This is a genomic window from Actinophytocola glycyrrhizae, assembly GCF_042653545.1.
GTDB lineage: Bacteria > Actinomycetota > Actinomycetes > Mycobacteriales > Pseudonocardiaceae > Actinophytocola > Actinophytocola glycyrrhizae.
In genome coordinates this window covers 81904-97787 of record NZ_JBHSIS010000011.1, presented here as the reverse complement: position 1 = coordinate 97787, position 15884 = coordinate 81904, and the positions used below count along the sequence as shown (strand labels likewise).

Here is a 15884-nt window from a genome sequence, read left to right as displayed (position 1 = left end):
ACCCGTTGCGCGCCGCGTGCTCGTCGTGGAGGACGACGTCACCATCGCCGAGTCGATCACCGCACGGCTGCGTGCCGAGGGGTTCACCGTCGCGGTCGCGCACGACGGGCCCGCCGCGGTGGCCGCCGACGCGGAGACCGAACCGGACCTGGTGGTGCTCGACGTGATGCTCCCCGGGTTCGACGGGCTCGAGGTGTGCCGCCGCATCCAGGCACGCCGCCCGGTCCCGGTCCTCATGCTCACCGCGCGTGCCGACGAGACGGACCTGCTGGTCGGCCTCGGGGTCGGCGCGGACGACTACCTGACCAAGCCGTTCTCGATGCGGGTGCTGACCGCGCGGGTGCACGCGCTGCTGCGCCGGGTGGAGCGGGCACGCACGGACATCGAGGAGACCCGGATCGTGCTCGGCGACCTGGAGATCGACATCGACCGGCGCCGGGTGGCGCGCGGCGGGGTCGCGGCGCAGCTCACACCCATCGAGTTCGACCTGCTCGTGCACTTCGCGCGGCGGCCCCGGGCGGTGCAGCCACGGGAGCGCCTGCTCAGCGAGGTGTGGGACTGGGACGTGCACGGCAGCGCGTCGGGCACCCGGGCGGTGGACAGCCACATCAAGGCGTTGCGGCGCAAGCTCGGCGCGGACCTCATCCGCACGGTGCACGGCGTCGGCTACGCACTGGAGGCCGGCCCGTGAAGGCGTTCGCGAGCAGGCTGGTCGACCTGCTGCCCCGGCCACTGGACCCGATCCGGTCGATCAAGCTGAAGCTCGCCATCCTGCTGGTCTGCTCGGGCGGGGTCGCGTTCGCGTTCTTCAACTGGCAGATCGGCTGGCTGCCGCCGCGCACCACGGTCACCGCGATCGTGCTGGCCCTGATCACCTCGCAGATCCTGGCGCACGGGATGACCAGACCGCTGCGGGAGATGACGGCCGCCGCCCGCGCGATGGCCACGGGCGACTACACCCGCCGCATCCGCGCCACGACCCGCGACGAGGTCGGCGAGCTGGCGCACGCGTTCAACCAGATGGCCGCCGACCTCGACACCGCCGACCAGCAGCGCCGCGAGCTGATCGCGAACGTCTCCCACGAGCTGCGCACCCCGATCACCGCGCTGAACGGTGTCCTGGAGAACCTCGTCGACGGGGTCGCGAAGCCGGACCCCGCGACGCTGCGGACCGCGCTCGCCCAGACCGAACGGCTCGGCCTGCTGGTCGCCGAGCTGCTCGACCTGTCCAGGATCGACGCTGGCGCGTTCCCGCTCGACCGCGAGGAGTTCGACCTGGAGCTGCTGCTCGACGAGGTCGTCGCCGAGGCAGAGGTGATGGCCGCCGCGGTCGGCAGGGGTGTCCGGTTCGCCGTGGCCGTCGCGCCACCGTCGGCAAGCGTGGTCGCCGACCGCGGCAGGCTCCACCAGGTCGTGCTCAACCTGCTCGACAACGCGGCCCGCCACGGCCCCGCGGGCGGCAGGGTGCACGTCAGCGCGGCGGCCCGCGAAGACGGCGTCGTGATCGAGGTCCGCGACGAGGGCCCCGGCATCCCAGCCGGGGAACGCGACCGGGTCTTCGAACGCTTCACCCGCGGCGAACGGGCCGGCGGTGGTGGCACCGGGCTGGGCCTCGCCATCGCGCGGTGGGTGGTCGACCTGCACGGCGGCACCATCGGCGTCGTCGCACCGGAGGACCTGCCACCCGGCGAACCGGAAGGCTGCCGCATCCGCGTGGTCCTGCCGGCTCCCTGAGCCCCGCCCCCAACGAACCCGGGCACCGCCGGGCGGCGCAACCCTGCCCGAAAACCCTTGCACACCAACCTTCCTGGAGACCCCCATGCCAGAAACCGAGGACAAACCGGCGGCACCGGTGCCGACGCGGCCGTCGACACCGCCGAAGCACGCCACGGTGCCGGTGCCGCCGTCGGTGCTGCCCGCCGCGGGCGCCGCCGGGCTGAGCGCTGCGGTGCTGCTGCCGCTGGACCGGCCGGGACTCGGCTGGGCGCTGACCGGTGTCGCGGCCACGACGGCCGTGGTCTACCACCTCCGCGCGTCCGGCACCGCCGAGGCGCACTTCACGCGGATGAGCCCGGTGTGGGCGGCCGCCACGCTCGCGTTGCTCTCCGCCGGGTTCGTCCGCGCGTCGGAGTGGCTGTTCGTGCTGTGCGTGCTGGCCGCGTGCGTGACGGGCTCGCTCGCGGTGGTGGGCAGGCGCACGGCGGGCTCGGTGCTCTACGAGGTGTTCGCCGTGCCGATCGCGGCACTGCGTTCCACGCCGTGGCTCCTGCGCGCGGTCAGGCAGCGGACCGAACGCGGCGACCGAGGGGCACGGCGCCGGATCGGGCTGTCCGTACTGGCCTCACTGGTGTTGCTGGCCGTGTTCGTCCCGCTGCTCAGCGGCGCGGACGCGACGTTCGCGCACCTGGTGGCATCGACGGTGCCCGACCTGGACTCGGACGCGTTGCCCGGCTCGGTGCTGGCGTTCGGCGCGACCGGTCTCGGCGTCGTGGGCGCGTGCTACCTGCTCGCGTCCCCGCCCGCGCCCGCGGCCGGGGACCCGGCACGCCGGCGGCTGGCGCACCGCGTGGAGTGGGCGCTGCCGCTGGGTGTGCTGGTGGCGCTGTTCGCGATGTTCGTCACGGTGCGCCTGGTGGTCCTGTTCGGCGGCGGCGAGTACCTGCGGCGCACGGACGGCCTCACCGCGGCCGACTACGCCAGAGGCGGGTTCTGGCAGCTGTGCGTGGCCACGGTGCTGACGCTCGCGCTGGTGGGGGCGGCGCTGCGGTGGGCCCCCAACAGCACCGTGGCGGACCGGGTGTGGCAGCGCGGGCTGCTCGGCGCACTGAGCGGGCTGAGCCTGGTACTGGTGGCGTCGGCGCTGAGTCGCATGTGGACCTACCAGCAGGCGTACGGCTTCACCGTGCTGCGGCTGCTGGTCGAGGTGTGCGAACTCTGGCTGGGCGTGGTGTTCGCACTGGTGCTGATCGCACTGGTGCGGCTGCGCACGGCCTGGCTCCCGCGCGCGGCGGTGGGCGCCGCCGCGGTCGCCGCGCTGGCACTGGTGGCGCTGGACCCCGAACGCTTCATCGCCGACCGCAACATCGACCGTGCCGAACACGGCGCCCCGCTGGACGCCGGGTACCTGAGCGGCTTCTCCACCGACGTCGTCCCGGCCGTCGAACGCCTGCCGGAACCACAGCGCTCCTGCGTGCTGCTGGCGGTGACCGCGCGAGCCGGCGACGACGGCTGGACGGCGTGGAACCTCAGCCGCGCCGCGGCGCGGAACCTGCCGGTCCGGTCCCCGGCGACCTGCCCTCACGGTGCACTGCCCTGACACCCCGGCTACCGCCGTCGGCTTGCGGCGACGGACCGCGGGGCCAGGTGCCCGTGGCAGTATCGGCCCCGTGCAGATCGGGATGCTGGGACCGTTCGAGGTTCGCCGACACCCTGGACCTCCACCGCAGGGCCCGCGGGCACCTGTCCTTCGGTCACGGCATCCACCAGTGCCTCGGCCAGCAGCTGGCCCGCATCGAGATGCGCGCCGGGGGGCTGCTGCGCCGCTTCCCCACCCTCGAACTCGCCGTCCCCGCCGACCAGGTGCGGCTCCGGACCGACATGAACATCTACGGCGTCCACGAACTGCCGGTCACCTGGACGGAAACGGCCAGGTAGGAAGGGTGGCGTGGCCGGCGGCCTCGTCCGCCGGACGCGCTGCCCGGTCCCGCCCTATCGTGAGACGGACAACGCAGTCGTGATCCCGCGGGGAGGACCGATGACGGGCAACGTGGCCGCGCCGAGCGCGCAGGACGTCGAGCAGCTCCACACGGAGGGCATCGCGGGCAGGCAGGGCGCGTTCTCGGCGGAGTGGGCCGACCGGCTCGGTGAGGACATCATGACGATCTTCCGGGAGTCGCTCGAGTTACCCGGGGCGGCGGTCGGGCGCGGCCCCAACCGGTACTACGTCGAGATCCACCCCGAGCGGCTGCGTGGTTTCGTCGACCTGGTCACGCACCCGTGGGTCACCGGGATGTGCGCGGCGGTGCTCGGTCCCGACTACCAGATCGTCGAGGTCGGGTTCGACGTGCCGCTGCCCGGCGCGGTGAACCAGCCGTGGCACCGCGACTTCCCGTCACCGCCGGAGACCACTCGCGACCGCAGGCTCACCTCGCTCGCGTTCAACCTCACCACGGTCGACGTGACCCCCGAGATGGGCCCGTTCGAGATCGCGCCGGGTACCCAGTGGGACGACAGCCCCGAGTTCGAGCACGGCATGTTCCCGCCGGAAAGCCACTGGCCCCGGTACGAGGCGCTCGGCCGCCGCAGGCTCACCCGCCGGGGCGACGTCTCCGCCCGCAGCGCACTGACCATCCACCGCGGCACCGCCAACCGGTCCGGCACGCCGCGTCCCACGCTCGTGCTCGGCGTCGACGCCCCCGGCGCGGGCAACGCCGAACGCCACGACCTGATGGTCACCCGCGCCTGTCATGCCCGGCTGCCGGAGTGGCTGCACAGGCACCTGCCGTGCCGCGTGGTCGACGAGCTGGAACCGATCGAACAGCAGCACACCATCGAGGGCCTGGTGATGGGCACGCCGTGAAAGCGCGACACGCCGGGCGACTCCTTCGCCGAGCCACCAAGGACGTATCGGCAGGTCGACACACCATTTTGGCGACGAGATCGGCGAAGTGGTTGAAATCGCGCGGATATTTCGGTGCACTATCCGGCCATGGCGACTTACAGCGCTGACACCCTGACCATGGTCCCACCGGACTCCCCGACCTACGGCCTCGCTGCGGAGGGCGGCACACTCGGCTCCATCGAGGACTGGATCAACAGCGTCTTCGACCCGATATCCGAGGCGCTGTCGGCGTTCGTGTTCGCTGAGATCTCCGTGTTCGGCATGGAGTTCCCGTGGATCGTCGCCTGGCTGGTCGCGGCCGCGACGATCTTCAGCGTCTACTTCGGATTCATCCAGTTCCGCGGCTTCAAGATGGCGCTGGAGATCGTCCGCGGCAAGTACAGCAAGAAGGACGACCCCGGCGAGATCACGCACTTCCAGGCACTCAGCTCCGCGGTGTCCGGCACGGTCGGTCTCGGCAACATCGCGGGCGTCGGCGTCGCCGTGACCATCGGCGGCGCGGGTGCCACGTTCTGGATGATCCTCGCCGGGCTGCTCGGCATGTGCACCAAGTTCGTCGAGTGCACCCTCGGTGTGCGGTACCGGGAGACGCATGAGGACGGCACCGTTTCCGGCGGGCCCATGCACTACCTGCGCAAGGGTATCGCCGAGCGGTTCGGCAACGGCGGCAAGGCCCTCGGCAGGGTCCTCGCGGTGCTGGCGTCGGTGATGATCCTGTTCTTCGCCATCTCCGGCGGCAACATGTTTCAGGCGAACCAGACCTTCGCCCAGCTGCGGGACGTCACCGGCGGCGACGACGGCTTTCTCGGCAACGACGGCGCGGCGCTGATCTTCGGTGTCGTGCTCGCACTGATCGTCGGTGCGGTGATCATCGGCGGCATCAAGGCCATCGGCAAGGTGACCAGCAGGCTGGTCCCGTCGATGGGGATCATCTACATCCTGGCCTGCCTGGTCGTCATCATCGTCAACATCGGCCAGGTGCCCGAGGCGATCGGCGCCATCATCTCCGGCGCCTTCTCGCCGGAGGGCGTGGTCGGCGGCGCCATCGGCGCACTGATCGTCGGCTTCCAGCGAGCGGCGTTCTCCAACGAGGCGGGCCTTGGCTCCGCGCCGATCGCGCACTCGGCGGTCAAGACCAGGAACCCGGTCACCGAGGGCTACGTCGCCCTGCTCGAACCGTTCATCGACACCGTCGTCATCTGCACCATGACGGCGCTGACGATCGTCATCGCCAAGACCCAGTTCTGGACCGACGCCCAGGCGAGCGTCTTCGCGGGCGGTACCGTCCCGGACGGCGTGACGGTCACCTCGAAGTCCTTCGAGACCGTGCTGCCGTGGTTCCCCTACGTGCTGACCCTCGCGGTGGCGCTGTTCGCCCTGTCCACCCTGATCACCTGGGCCTACTACGGCCAGAAGGCGTGGACCTACCTGTTCGGCAAGTCGCACACCAGCGAACGCGTCTACCAGCTGATCTTCTGCCTGTTCATCGTCGCCGGCTCGGTGCTGACACTGGGTAGCGTGCTCAGCTTCGCCGACGCCGTGCTGTTCCTGCTCGCCCTGTTCAACATCATCGGCCTGTACCTGCTGGTGCCGGTGGTGAAGGAGGAGCTGGCGGACTTCCGGGCCAAGATCAGCTCCGGCGAGGTCAAGAAGAACGAGGACGTCCGTTCCTGACGGACGGAACCGCGAACAGAACGAGGCCGGACGGGCTTGGTGTCACGTGTGCACGGCACCAGGCCCGTTCCCGGCGGCGAGGACAGGACGTGCTGTGGCGTCAGCGGCGGCCGGGCCGGGCTGGTAAGCCGAGCGCCGTGAACCGGCGGTGGGCGGCCGGCCTGCGTAGGACGCGGTCGCGTGCGGGGGCTACCTGCCTTCGATCTCGGCCATGTCCAGTTGGAGCTGGACGGCATGCTGGAGGTTCCGGTAACCCACGCGCCGCTGCCCCGGCTCACCCTGGTCCGCCGGCACGAACTCGGCGCCGATGCCGCGCTGGACGTCGTCGGTGCTCAGACATCGCGAGAGCGCGGACGACAGGGTTGAGGTCGCGGCGTCGCCGACGTCCTTCGGTGCACTGAACGCCGTGTCGATGACGAGGTCCGGGTCGGCGGCCGGGTCCGGGAACCGGCGACCGAGGACCTCGTAGGTGGTCGGCACCTCCGGCAAGTACGCCGGCCGCTCGTGACCTCCGGAAGCGAGTGGCCTGAGCTGCCCGGACTCGATGCCGGCGAGGAGTTCCGGGGTGAGGGTGACCAGGCCGGCCATGAAATCGCCTGCGACGACACCGCGAAGGATCTCCGCGTCCGAGTCGGTCCGCGCGGGCTCGAGACGGGTCTCCGCCATGAAGTTGAGGTGCCACAGCGCGAACCCCTCGACCGTGGTGTCCCCGCGGTTGGCGACCGTGACCGGCGGGCCACCGGCCTTCGCCGTCGCCAGCAGTGTCTCGGCGGAGTCGACAGGGCTGTCCGCGGCGGTGAACAGGACCACGGGTGCTGAGCGCACGACACCGACGAAACGGAAGTCGTCGGAGCCGTAGTCCCTCTCGGGAAGCAGCAACGGCGTCACCAACGAGGGACCCACCGAGCTGATCATGAGCGTGTGCCCGTCCGGCTCCGCGTCGACGAGGGCGCGGTTGCCGAGCACACCGTTCTCGCCCGGCCGGTTCCGCACGGCCACATCGACCCCGAGCCGGTCGGCCAGACACGGCGCGACGGCGCGCGCGACCGTGTCCGTGACATCGCCGGCCTCGGCGGGCACGATCAGGTCGATGTCACCGTCCGGATACGGCCCCGACCTGCCCGGCGTCTGAACGCATCCCGCGGTGAGGACGACCGCACCCATCGCAAGCACAAACCAGCCAAGCCGCACGCGATTCCCCCATCAGGCAGCACCAGCGGCCAGCCTAGCGAGCCGCGGTCGTCACCAACACTGTTGGTAGTCAAGCTGCCGGAGAACTTCGTGCTCAGGCACCGCTCACCCGAACGGCGTGCCAGACCGCCGGTCGGCTGGATCGACAGCACGAGGCTTCGAACTCGCGACCGGTAAATCCGCGACCGCGCCAGTGACACGTCACCCGTTCACATAGTCGTCCTCGGCGGTGTAGCCGAGCATCGGCGCGAAGTAGTCGTGTCGGAACCCCGGCGGTAGCCGGGCGGCGGACACCAGCCAGTCCAGTTCGGCGGTCACGGTGGCCGCGTAGTCGCCCGCCGGCTGGTAGCCCAGCTCCCGGGCCGCGCTCATGTCCAGCCGGATCCCCGGCACCCGATCCCAGGGATGCGTGCCCAGTCCCGCGGGCGCGTGCTGGTCGAGGAGCACCTCCCGCCACCGGTGCCCGAGGTGCGCGGCGACGATCCGCGAGATCTCCAGCGCGCTTGGCGCGTCGGGGTCCGCGCTGTTGAGGATCCGCGTACCAGGATCGTTCGCGGCCACCTCGGTCAACGCGGCGACGTTGGCCGCGGCGCTCGTCTGGTCGACACCGCGGCCACCCCGGGCCAGGACAACGACCTCGCGCCGGTCGAGCACGCGCTTGACGAACACCCATTCGTCGGGCTTCGACGTCCCGTCACCGTGCACTCTGGACGGCCGCAGCACCGTGACCGGGTGCCCGCTGTCGAGCAACACCCGTTCTGCGGCGACCTTGCTGGCGCCGTAGCCGTCGCCGCTGCGGTAGTCGATGTCCTCCCGGGGTGCCATGGTCGGCTGCGACTCGCGGATCGGGCCGTCGAAGTGCGGTGCGGTCGCCGAGTTCACGTGGTTTCCGGCGGCATCGACGTACACCGCCTTGGTGGAGATCATCACCGTGGACCCGACATCGTCCAGCAGTGGCAACAGATCCCGTGCGTGTGCCGCGGTGAAACACAGGCAGTCGACCAGCAGGTCGGCACCCGCGTCCACAACCGCCGCGACCGCACCCGCCTCGTCGCGGTCCGCGGCGGCGAACCGTCCGCCCGCAGCCGCGACGTCCGTCGGCAGGCGAGACCGGTCCCGGCCGACGACGGCCACGTCCCAGCCCGCGGCCAGCAACCGGCGCGCGACGGCACGGCCGATCGTCCCGGTGCCACCGAGGATCACCGCACGAGACATCCGCTGCCTTCCTCCAGGTGCCGGTCAGGTCGGATGGCCCGGAGCGTATCGGTGACGGTGCGTTGCGCGACGGCGACCGATCCGGTGACGTGTCAGTACGTCCGCACCCGGTCGCCGAACCGCGCGGCCGGTTGCTGTTGCGACGTCGCGGGGAACGAGATGCGGTCCGGGTCGCCGTCCGAGGTGTACCGCTGCGACGGTGCGGCCGCGAGCTTGTCCAGCCACACCGTCGAGCAGTGCTCGGCGTCCGGGCCGGTCGCGTCCTGGGAACGGATGCGGGGAATCCCCGCCGGGTCGAAGTCGGCGGCGTACGGGGACGGCGCCGGGTTGGCGCCCACCAGGAACGCTCCCTTGTAGCGGTACTCGGCCGGCCCGACCGCGCCGTGCAGCGCGAGGCCGGGGTCGTCGGGGACCGCCCCGAACGGGAACGCGAGCGTGGCCGGGGAGAAACCGGGGACGGCGCGGCGGATCGCCTGGTCCTGCGCGAGGATGTCCTGCCGCGCCTGGTCGGGAGTGGACTGTCCGAGATTCAGGTGGGTGGCGGTGTGGTTGCCGATCTCCATGCCGTGCGCGGCCAGCCACTCCAGCCCGTCCCCCGCGCCGAAGGGCTCGGCGTTGACGAAGAACGTCGCGACGGGGCGGAACCCGGGGAACTCCTCGGCCACCTCCTGCATGATCGACACGGCGGTGCCCGCCGCGGGCCTGCCCGCCGCGTCGAGCGAGAACTGGCTGCGGTCACCGTCGTCGAACGTCAGCACCACCGGGTGCGTGCCAGCGGGAATGTCGATGTCACCGCCCGCGTAGCTCGCCGCGGTGACCGGCACGTAGTTCTCCCTGGCCAGCCGGACCAGCTCGGCACGGAACGCCGCCGGGGTCCGGTCGTACACGCTCGCCGGCGCTGGCACGATCCGGTGGTACATGAGCACGGGCACCACGCCCAGCTCGTTCGCGCCGACCGCGGCCGGGTCGGCCGTGCTCGGCGGGGGCGTGGTCGCCGTGGACTCGACCCGGACATGCTGCGGGGACGGCGTCCTGGGACTCGGCTCGTCTGTGCACGCGGCAGGCGCCACCAGCGTGGCGACGAGCACGACCGCGGCCATGCGTGTTGTGGACACACTTCCAAGATCGGACGCTTTCGCTTGTCCCGCAACGAAAGGACACTATCGGGTGATTTCAGGTTAGTCCTGTGCCCCGGGGGCATGACCAGTACGTGAGCCGTGCCTGTGAGCGTGAGGAGCGTGGAATGGTGGATCGGCGGAGGCGGGGACGGATCGTCGCGCTGGTGTGTGTCGGGGTGCTCGCGGCGTTGGCGGTCCTGGCCGTTCCCGGCGTTCGCCACCTGACGGGTGGTCCCGCCATCAAGGGCGTCGCGGACGGCGCGGTGATCACCCCCGGCGGACTCGCCGAACTGAGCATCACGGCACCGGCCGGGGAGGACCTCTCCGGCGTCGACGTGCTCGTGAACGGACAGCCCGCCAAGGTACGGCGCGCGGGCGACCGCATGGTGCTCGCGGACACCGACCTCGACGACGGCACCCACACCGTGACCGCGCGCCGCGCGCACTGGCTGCTGCCGGACAACAAGGTCACGCACACGGTCACCGTCGACAGCACGCCGCCGCGACTGACCGTCGACGAGACGCCGGTGACCGACCTCCGTGCGCCGTTCACGCTGCGCGGGCGCGCCGAGGGAGCCACGGCCGTCACCGTCGACCACCGGCCTGCCGACCTCGGCGACGACGGCGCCTTCACCATCTCCCTGCCCACCGCGCCCGCCACCCTGCAGGTCGTCGCACGGGACGAGGCCGGGAACAACACCACCAGGGAACACACGGTGCCTGCGCGGCACCCCGGCATGCGTGCCGTCCACATGACCGCGATGGGCTGGACGTCGGCCACCCTGCGGGAACCGGTGCTGGCGATGGCGGCCGAAGGGCGCATCGACACCATCCAGCTCGACATCAAGGACGAGAACGGCGAGATCGGCTACTCGTCCAAGGTGCCGCTCGCGCAGCAGATCGGTGCCACCCGCGACCACTACGACGCGAAGGCGGTCGTCGACGAGCTGCACGCCGCCGGCATCCGCGTGGTCGGCAGGCTCGTCGCGTTCCGCGACCCCATCCTGGCTCAGGCGTCCTGGCGTTCCGGCCACAAGGACCGGGTCCTGCAGACCGCGGCCGGACAGCCGTGGTCCGGCTCCTACGGCGAGTACGCGTTCACGAACTTCGCCAACCCCGACGTGATCGCCTACAACATCGCGCTTGCCGAGGAAGCCGCGAAGCTGGGCTTCGACGACATCCTGTACGACTACGTGCGCAGGCCGGAGGGCGCGCTGTCCGCCATGCGGATCCCCGGCCTGCGTGGCACACCGGAGCAGGCGATCGCGACCTTCCTCGGCGACAGCCGCGACGCCGTGCGCCCGCACGGCACGTTCGTCGGCGCCTCGGTGTTCGGCATCGCGGCACAACACCCCACCGCCGTGGCCCAGGACATCCGGGCGATCGCCGAGCACGTGGACTACGTCTCCCCCATGGTCTACCCGTCCCACTGGGGCCCCGGCGAGTACGGGGTCGCCCACCCGGAGGCCCAGCCGTACGACATCGTCGCCCGGTCGGTGGCCGCGTTCACCGAGCAGGTCCGCGGCACCGGCGCGCAGGTGATCCCGTGGCTGCAGGCGTTCAGCCTGGCCCACGCCTACGGACCGGACGAGGTGCTGGCACAGGTCACCGCGTCCGCCAAGGCCGGCGCGAGTTCGTTCCTGCTGTGGGACCCCGCGTGCCGCTACAACCCCGCGGCGCCACCACCGCGCTGACCGTTCATCAGGTCGGCTGTGCCGGGCAGCGCTGGGCAAGCGGCGCCGGCGTGGTGGGTTCGTCCTCGCCGGACGGGCAGGTCCCGTGCGTGGCTGATGCCCTGAAAGGCGCGTTCAGGGCGCCGAGCGCCCTGAACGGCCCATTCACGGCACCTGTTATGCCGTGAAAGCGTCGTCGGGACATCGGCGGGTGTCTCACGTTCGCGGTGCCTCGCTTCGCCAGGGGTTCCGCCATGCCGCTCTGCGCGGGTACGGTCGAAGCACGCGGGTGTTCTCGCGCTTTGCGATTGGCCCACGGTCGCGTCTAAATCCACCCATTCGTGTGGTGCGATCGTTGCTCTTCGCACACAAAACGGGGCCACCATGCACCGAAAGAATAGAAATCGAGCGTTATAGCGCTCGAAAGTATTATCGAGGTGGAATGACGTAACGGTCTCGCGCTACTGTCGCCTCCGGTCGAGAGCCAAAGATCGACCGACAGTTGATCGCGCAATCAAACGAGGGAATTTCCATGTTGAAAAAGGTTGGTTTCGTGACCGCCGGGGTCGCTGCCGGAATGGTGATTCTGGGCGGGTTCGCCTCCGCCGAGGGGACCGAGAGCCCGCGCGGCTACGGCTTCGAACCCGGCGAAGGGGACCAGGTCGGCCTCGTCAACGTGAACAACGTGGACGTGCTGCACAACGTGAACGCCAACGTGGGCGTGTGCGACAACAACATCAACGTCCTCGGTGTCCAGGTGCCGGTCGAGGACGTGCTGAACGGCGTCGACGTGCCGATCCTGTCCCCGGGTGAGCACGAGGCGGCAGCCGCTGCTCCCGAAAACTGCGCTTCCGCGGGCCTCCAGGACGGCGGCTCGATCCAGGACAAGTGACGCGTTCCCGCGTCTGGTTCTCCCCCGCGGCAGGACATCCTGCCGCCCACCAATGAGAGGGTTGTTCTTCCCGTGTTGAAACAGTTCATCGTCGGTGCGGCCACTATCGCCGCCGGTGTCATCCCGTTCAGCGGCGTCGCGTCCGCGGACGAAGGTCTCCCCTTCGCGGCCGACCGTCAGAACGGGGACGAGATCGGTCTCGTCAACCTCAACAACCTTGACGTGCTGCACAACGTCAACGCCACGGTCGGCCTCTGCGACAACAACATCAACGTGCTGGGTGTCCAGGTGCCGGTCGAGGACGTCGCCAACGGCGTCGGCGTGCCGGTGCTCTCGCCCGGGGCCCACGAGGCCGAGGCCGCGATCCCCGAGAACTGCGCATCCAGTGAGCTGTCCGACGGGGGCACTTACCAGGGCGACTGATTAACAGTCGCAGGCGGCGTACCGCCGCCGACCTTGGGGTGGATGGAGGCAGGACCGGTCCCGGCTGGTCCTGCCTCACTGGTTGTCACAGCGAAACAGATGCGAAAAGGGTGCCTCATGTCAGAGGACGTTCTCGACGACTTCCCGCCGTCGTTCCCGACCCGGTTCCGCGGCTACGACCGCGACGCCGTCGATCTCGAGATGCGCGAGCTGCGCAACGCGCTCGGCTACGCACAGGCCGAACGCGACCGGGCGGTCACGCGGGCGCTGACGCTGGAGTCAAGCACGGCGGGTGACCCGGCCACGGCATCTGCTTCCGCGACCGTGCAGTGGTTGATCGACACCGCGGAGCAGGACGCCGCGAAGATCCGGGCGTCGGCCGAGGAAGCGGCCCAGGACCTCACCGCACGGGCGGAAGAGCTGCTGCGCCACCGGATGTCGCTGATCGAGGAGGCACAGCACGAGGCCGACGTGTGCCGGGCGCAGGCCGCCGAGGAGGCGCGGCACATCGTCCACGACGCACTCGAGAAGGCGAGCACCCTGCTCCACGGTCTGCAGGAGAGTGAGGTGTCGCTGCAGGAGATGTTCGGCAACGGTTCCCTGAGCCACCGCATGCCGCCGCCGCGTCGTCCGACCGAGGAGCGCCGAGGCCAGCACGCCGCTGTGCCGCCGCAACAGGTTCCCCAGCCGACACCCGCCCCCGCGAACACCGCCCCGGCGAACACCGTCGCGGACGGGCCGCCGAGCACGCCGCCGAGCACGCCGCCGAGCACGCCGCCGAGCACGGACGACGCGCCGGTTGCCCGGTACATCCCCGCGGAGCCTTCGCTGCAGGGCGAGTCACGCCAGATCTGACACCCGCGCTTACGCGCCACGCCGTTCCGGCGGCGGTTCTATGAACGAGACAACCTGTGAATTCGCAGGAGAAGCAGGACCATGTTCCACAGCCCGGTAAAACAGCCTGCCGGGCGCTCAAAACCTGACATATCCGTTCCGGGGCCTTGTCGCTTGGGGCGGTAATCTCAGCCTGCCATATACCGGGAGCACGCGAACGAAATTCGAGTGCGAAAAGTCCGGGTGAGCACTGTGAGGACGAGCGCTCCGTTGAACTGGGAGCAGATCTACACCGAACACCACCCTGCTCTACTCGATGCCGCGACGCGGGCCTTCCGCGGCGGACCCGATCGCGAGGCCGCGGACGTGGTGAGCGAGGCGTTCGTCGCGCTGCTCAGCGAACCGCCGGAGACCGAGCCCGACTGGCGCGTCTTCCTGACCGAGCTGATCGCCGGGATGAGTGTCGAGAACCGCGAGCTTCCGGCAACGACCAGCATCGACCACGCTCCGGTGGACCCCGAACTCGTCGAGGACGCGGCCGCGATCGCGCTCCGCCGGGTCTCCGCGGGCGAATTGCGGCAACGCATCCTGCGGGTCATGTGCTACATGACCGAACGACAGCGGCAGATCACCCGGCTACGCCTGTTCGAAGGGCTGAGCGTCGGCGAGATCGCCGCCGTGATGAACACGTCGTCGTCCAACATCTCCCAGATCGTCATCCGGTGCCTGGCCAAGCTGCAGCCGGTGCTCACCCAGTTCGACCACATCGACGAACGCGAGCTCGAGCGGGTGCGCCCGCCACGCCGGGGCGTCCGCTAGCCCCGGCAGTCACACGACGGGTTGCTCAGCAACGAGCACGTCGAGGCGTGGCGGTCGGCGATCTCGCGACGGAGACGGGCCGCACGGTGGGTGTCCGGCTCGAGCAGGCCGAGGCGGGCACATTCCACGACGGTGTGGATCGCCGTCGTGGTGCCGAGGATCTCGGCCGCCCGGCTCAGTCGCATCGACACCGCGCTCATGCTGATGCCGAGCCGCCGGGCGACCTGCTTCGTCCGCAGGCCGTCGGCCAGCAGTCGTACCACAGCCAACTCCTTGTCCGAGAGGAGTGTCTTCCTGGTGAGGGTCTGCGTCACGGTGCCTCCACGAGGAAGGCGTCGGCTCCCGGGGCACGGGAACCGACGCCAGGTCGCCCTTTCGTCAGTCCAGCTCGAACGCGGCGGATTCGACGTTCTCCGCCCACGCGCCCTCGTCACCGGCCGCTGCGGCGGTCTGCTCGTACGAGGCACCCTCGATCTCGTCGCCGTGATCGGCGAAGTCACCGTGGTGGCCCCAACCGTCGCTCTCGTAGGCCCCGCTCTCCGTCGATTCCACGAAGGCGCCGTCCTCGCCCGCGCCCGCGGTCACTTCCTCGTGCCAGGCAGCGGTGGTGTCCGAACCGTGCAGACCACCGTGGCCCCAACCGTCGCTCTCGTAGGCCCCGCTCTCCGTCGACTCCACGAAGGCGCCGTCCTCGCCCGCGCCCGCGGTCACTTCCTCGTGCCAGGCAGCGGTGGTGTCCGAACCGTGCAGACCACCGTGGCCCCAACCGTGGTCACCCGTCACGGCACCGGCCTCGGTGGAGGTCACCCACGAACCCTCGACACCCGCGTACGCGGCGACGTGCTCGTAGGCGGCACCCGTCCAGTGGTCGTTCGTCCAATCGACCACGTCATCGTCGGCTTCGACGACGACCACGTCGTCGACGGGCCTCACGGTCGCGGCCTCGGTGCCGGCTTCCTCGGCAGCCTCCTCGGCAGCCTCCTCCGTGGCCTCCTCCGTGGCCTCCTCCGTGGCCTCCTCGGCGACGTTCTCGTCGTCCGTGGCGTGGACGGCGTACTCGTCGTCTGGCGAGGACATGATCGCCGCACCGGCGGGTGTCGCCACCGCGTCCGTCACCACCTGGTCGGTAATCACCACGTCGTCCGGTTCCTCCGCGGACGCGGTCAACGGTGCTGCCGCGAGTGCGAGCGGCACCGCGAGGGCCGCGAAGAAAACGCCGCGGCCTGCCATTTTCGGCATCGCAGTTCTCCTTTCGAATGAGATCTGGAAGATCTCGGGCAACTGTGAAGCTACCCACGGAACACTGCGAGTATTTGCCAGGTACGCCAAAGATGATGCTCGACAACCCGTTCGTGCCGGGTCGAAATCCGACAGTGACGGATGACATTGACCGTAGCCTCCCGGAAACGGGAAGAGTATGCCCC

At 70.3% G+C, this 15884-nt stretch carries 15 protein-coding genes and 1 pseudogene; 11 read left to right on the top strand and 5 right to left on the bottom strand.

The features are described 5' to 3' along the window. Positions 1 to 16: 16 nt before the first annotated feature. The 6 genes and pseudogenes from ACFPCV_RS25395 to ACFPCV_RS25370 all read left to right on the top strand — a co-directional run bounded on the left by ACFPCV_RS25395 (position 17) and on the right by ACFPCV_RS25370 (position 6295). Positions 17 to 691, top strand: a complete 675-nt coding sequence (locus ACFPCV_RS25395; RefSeq protein ID WP_417281556.1) for a response regulator — start codon at positions 17 to 19, stop codon at positions 689 to 691. Beyond that, on the top strand, positions 688 to 1734 hold the full coding sequence (locus ACFPCV_RS25390) for a HAMP domain-containing sensor histidine kinase (RefSeq protein WP_378058839.1): 1047 nt from the start codon (positions 688 to 690) through the stop codon (positions 1732 to 1734). The genes ACFPCV_RS25395 and ACFPCV_RS25390 overlap by 4 nt, the downstream gene beginning before the upstream one ends. An 85-nt stretch (positions 1735 to 1819) precedes the next feature. Then, positions 1820 to 3316 (top strand): DUF4153 domain-containing protein, encoded by a 1497-nt coding sequence (locus ACFPCV_RS25385; RefSeq protein WP_378058838.1) that lies wholly within the window; start codon positions 1820 to 1822, stop codon positions 3314 to 3316. A 107-nt stretch (positions 3317 to 3423) separates the two neighbouring features. Further along, positions 3424 to 3654: pseudogene (locus tag ACFPCV_RS25380) on the top strand (cytochrome P450); the annotation flags it as partial. A 100-nt stretch (positions 3655 to 3754) separates the two neighbouring features. Continuing rightward, positions 3755 to 4579, top strand: a complete 825-nt coding sequence (locus tag ACFPCV_RS25375; protein ID WP_378058837.1) for a phytanoyl-CoA dioxygenase family protein — start codon at positions 3755 to 3757, stop codon at positions 4577 to 4579. 129 nt (positions 4580 to 4708) lie between these two features. Then, positions 4709 to 6295 (top strand): alanine/glycine:cation symporter family protein, encoded by a 1587-nt coding sequence (locus ACFPCV_RS25370; RefSeq protein ID WP_378058836.1) that lies wholly within the window; start codon positions 4709 to 4711, stop codon positions 6293 to 6295. Between the two features lie 189 nt (positions 6296 to 6484). Here ACFPCV_RS25370 and ACFPCV_RS25365 read toward each other — a convergent pair whose 3' ends face one another. From ACFPCV_RS25365 to ACFPCV_RS25355, 3 genes are all read right to left on the bottom strand, one after another. After that, positions 6485 to 7459 carry a tripartite tricarboxylate transporter substrate binding protein gene (locus ACFPCV_RS25365; RefSeq protein ID WP_378058835.1) on the bottom strand — a complete coding sequence of 325 codons (975 nt, stop codon included), beginning with the start codon at positions 7457 to 7459 and terminating at the stop codon, positions 6485 to 6487. Positions 7460 to 7687: 228 nt separating this feature from the next. Further along, positions 7688 to 8701, bottom strand: coding sequence for an NAD-dependent epimerase/dehydratase family protein (locus ACFPCV_RS25360; protein ID WP_378058834.1), 1014 nt, complete (start codon positions 8699 to 8701; stop codon positions 7688 to 7690). Between the two features lie 92 nt (positions 8702 to 8793). Continuing rightward, positions 8794 to 9816 carry a polysaccharide deacetylase family protein gene (locus ACFPCV_RS25355; RefSeq protein WP_378058833.1) on the bottom strand — a complete coding sequence of 341 codons (1023 nt, stop codon included), beginning with the start codon at positions 9814 to 9816 and terminating at the stop codon, positions 8794 to 8796. Between the two features lie 128 nt (positions 9817 to 9944). Here ACFPCV_RS25355 and ACFPCV_RS25350 point away from each other — a divergent pair, with 128 nt between their 5' ends. The 5 genes from ACFPCV_RS25350 to ACFPCV_RS25330 all read left to right on the top strand — a co-directional run bounded on the left by ACFPCV_RS25350 (position 9945) and on the right by ACFPCV_RS25330 (position 14460). Continuing rightward, on the top strand, positions 9945 to 11513 hold the full coding sequence (locus ACFPCV_RS25350) for a putative glycoside hydrolase (protein ID WP_378058832.1): 1569 nt from the start codon (positions 9945 to 9947) through the stop codon (positions 11511 to 11513). 511 nt (positions 11514 to 12024) lie between these two features. Then, on the top strand, positions 12025 to 12384 hold the full coding sequence (locus ACFPCV_RS25345; protein ID WP_378058831.1) for a hypothetical protein: 360 nt from the start codon (positions 12025 to 12027) through the stop codon (positions 12382 to 12384). Positions 12385 to 12456: 72 nt separating this feature from the next. Further along, positions 12457 to 12807: a hypothetical protein gene (locus ACFPCV_RS25340; RefSeq protein ID WP_378058830.1), complete on the top strand. Its 351-nt coding sequence runs from the start codon at positions 12457 to 12459 to the stop codon at positions 12805 to 12807. Between the two features lie 117 nt (positions 12808 to 12924). Beyond that, a complete protein-coding gene (locus tag ACFPCV_RS25335) occupies positions 12925 to 13662 on the top strand; it encodes a hypothetical protein (protein ID WP_378058829.1) in 738 nt (245 codons plus the stop codon). Positions 13663 to 13893: 231 nt separating this feature from the next. After that, positions 13894 to 14460, top strand: a complete 567-nt coding sequence (locus tag ACFPCV_RS25330; RefSeq protein ID WP_378058828.1) for a sigma-70 family RNA polymerase sigma factor — start codon at positions 13894 to 13896, stop codon at positions 14458 to 14460. Here ACFPCV_RS25330 and ACFPCV_RS25325 read toward each other — a convergent pair. Both ACFPCV_RS25325 and ACFPCV_RS25320 read right to left on the bottom strand, forming a co-directional pair. Continuing rightward, the gene (locus tag ACFPCV_RS25325; protein WP_378058827.1) at positions 14457 to 14774 is read right to left on the bottom strand and encodes a response regulator transcription factor; all 318 of its coding nucleotides are present in this window, start codon (positions 14772 to 14774) and stop codon (positions 14457 to 14459) included. The genes ACFPCV_RS25330 and ACFPCV_RS25325 overlap by 4 nt on opposite strands. Before the next feature lie 64 nt (positions 14775 to 14838). After that, a complete protein-coding gene (locus ACFPCV_RS25320) occupies positions 14839 to 15699 on the bottom strand; it encodes a hypothetical protein (protein WP_378058826.1) in 861 nt (286 codons plus the stop codon). Positions 15700 to 15884 lie beyond the last annotated feature (185 nt).

Bases quoted from the DNA above. Each gene is read 5' to 3' on its own strand.
- ACFPCV_RS25385 (WP_378058838.1), top strand. From the start codon at position 1,820: ATGCCAGAAACCGAGGACAAACCGGCGGCACCGGTGCCGACGCGGCCG.
- ACFPCV_RS25375 (WP_378058837.1), top strand. From the start codon at position 3,755: ATGACGGGCAACGTGGCCGCGCCGAGCGCGCAGGACGTCGAGCAGCTC.
- ACFPCV_RS25370 (WP_378058836.1), top strand. From the start codon at position 4,709: ATGGCGACTTACAGCGCTGACACCCTGACCATGGTCCCACCGGACTCC.
- ACFPCV_RS25365 (WP_378058835.1), bottom strand. From the start codon at position 7,459: ATGGGTGCGGTCGTCCTCACCGCGGGATGCGTTCAGACGCCGGGCAGG.
- ACFPCV_RS25360 (WP_378058834.1), bottom strand. From the start codon at position 8,701: ATGTCTCGTGCGGTGATCCTCGGTGGCACCGGGACGATCGGCCGTGCC.
- ACFPCV_RS25350 (WP_378058832.1), top strand. From the start codon at position 9,945: ATGGTGGATCGGCGGAGGCGGGGACGGATCGTCGCGCTGGTGTGTGTC.
- ACFPCV_RS25345 (WP_378058831.1), top strand. From the start codon at position 12,025: ATGTTGAAAAAGGTTGGTTTCGTGACCGCCGGGGTCGCTGCCGGAATG.
- ACFPCV_RS25335 (WP_378058829.1), top strand. From the start codon at position 12,925: ATGTCAGAGGACGTTCTCGACGACTTCCCGCCGTCGTTCCCGACCCGG.
- ACFPCV_RS25320 (WP_378058826.1), bottom strand. From the start codon at position 15,699: ATGCCGAAAATGGCAGGCCGCGGCGTTTTCTTCGCGGCCCTCGCGGTG.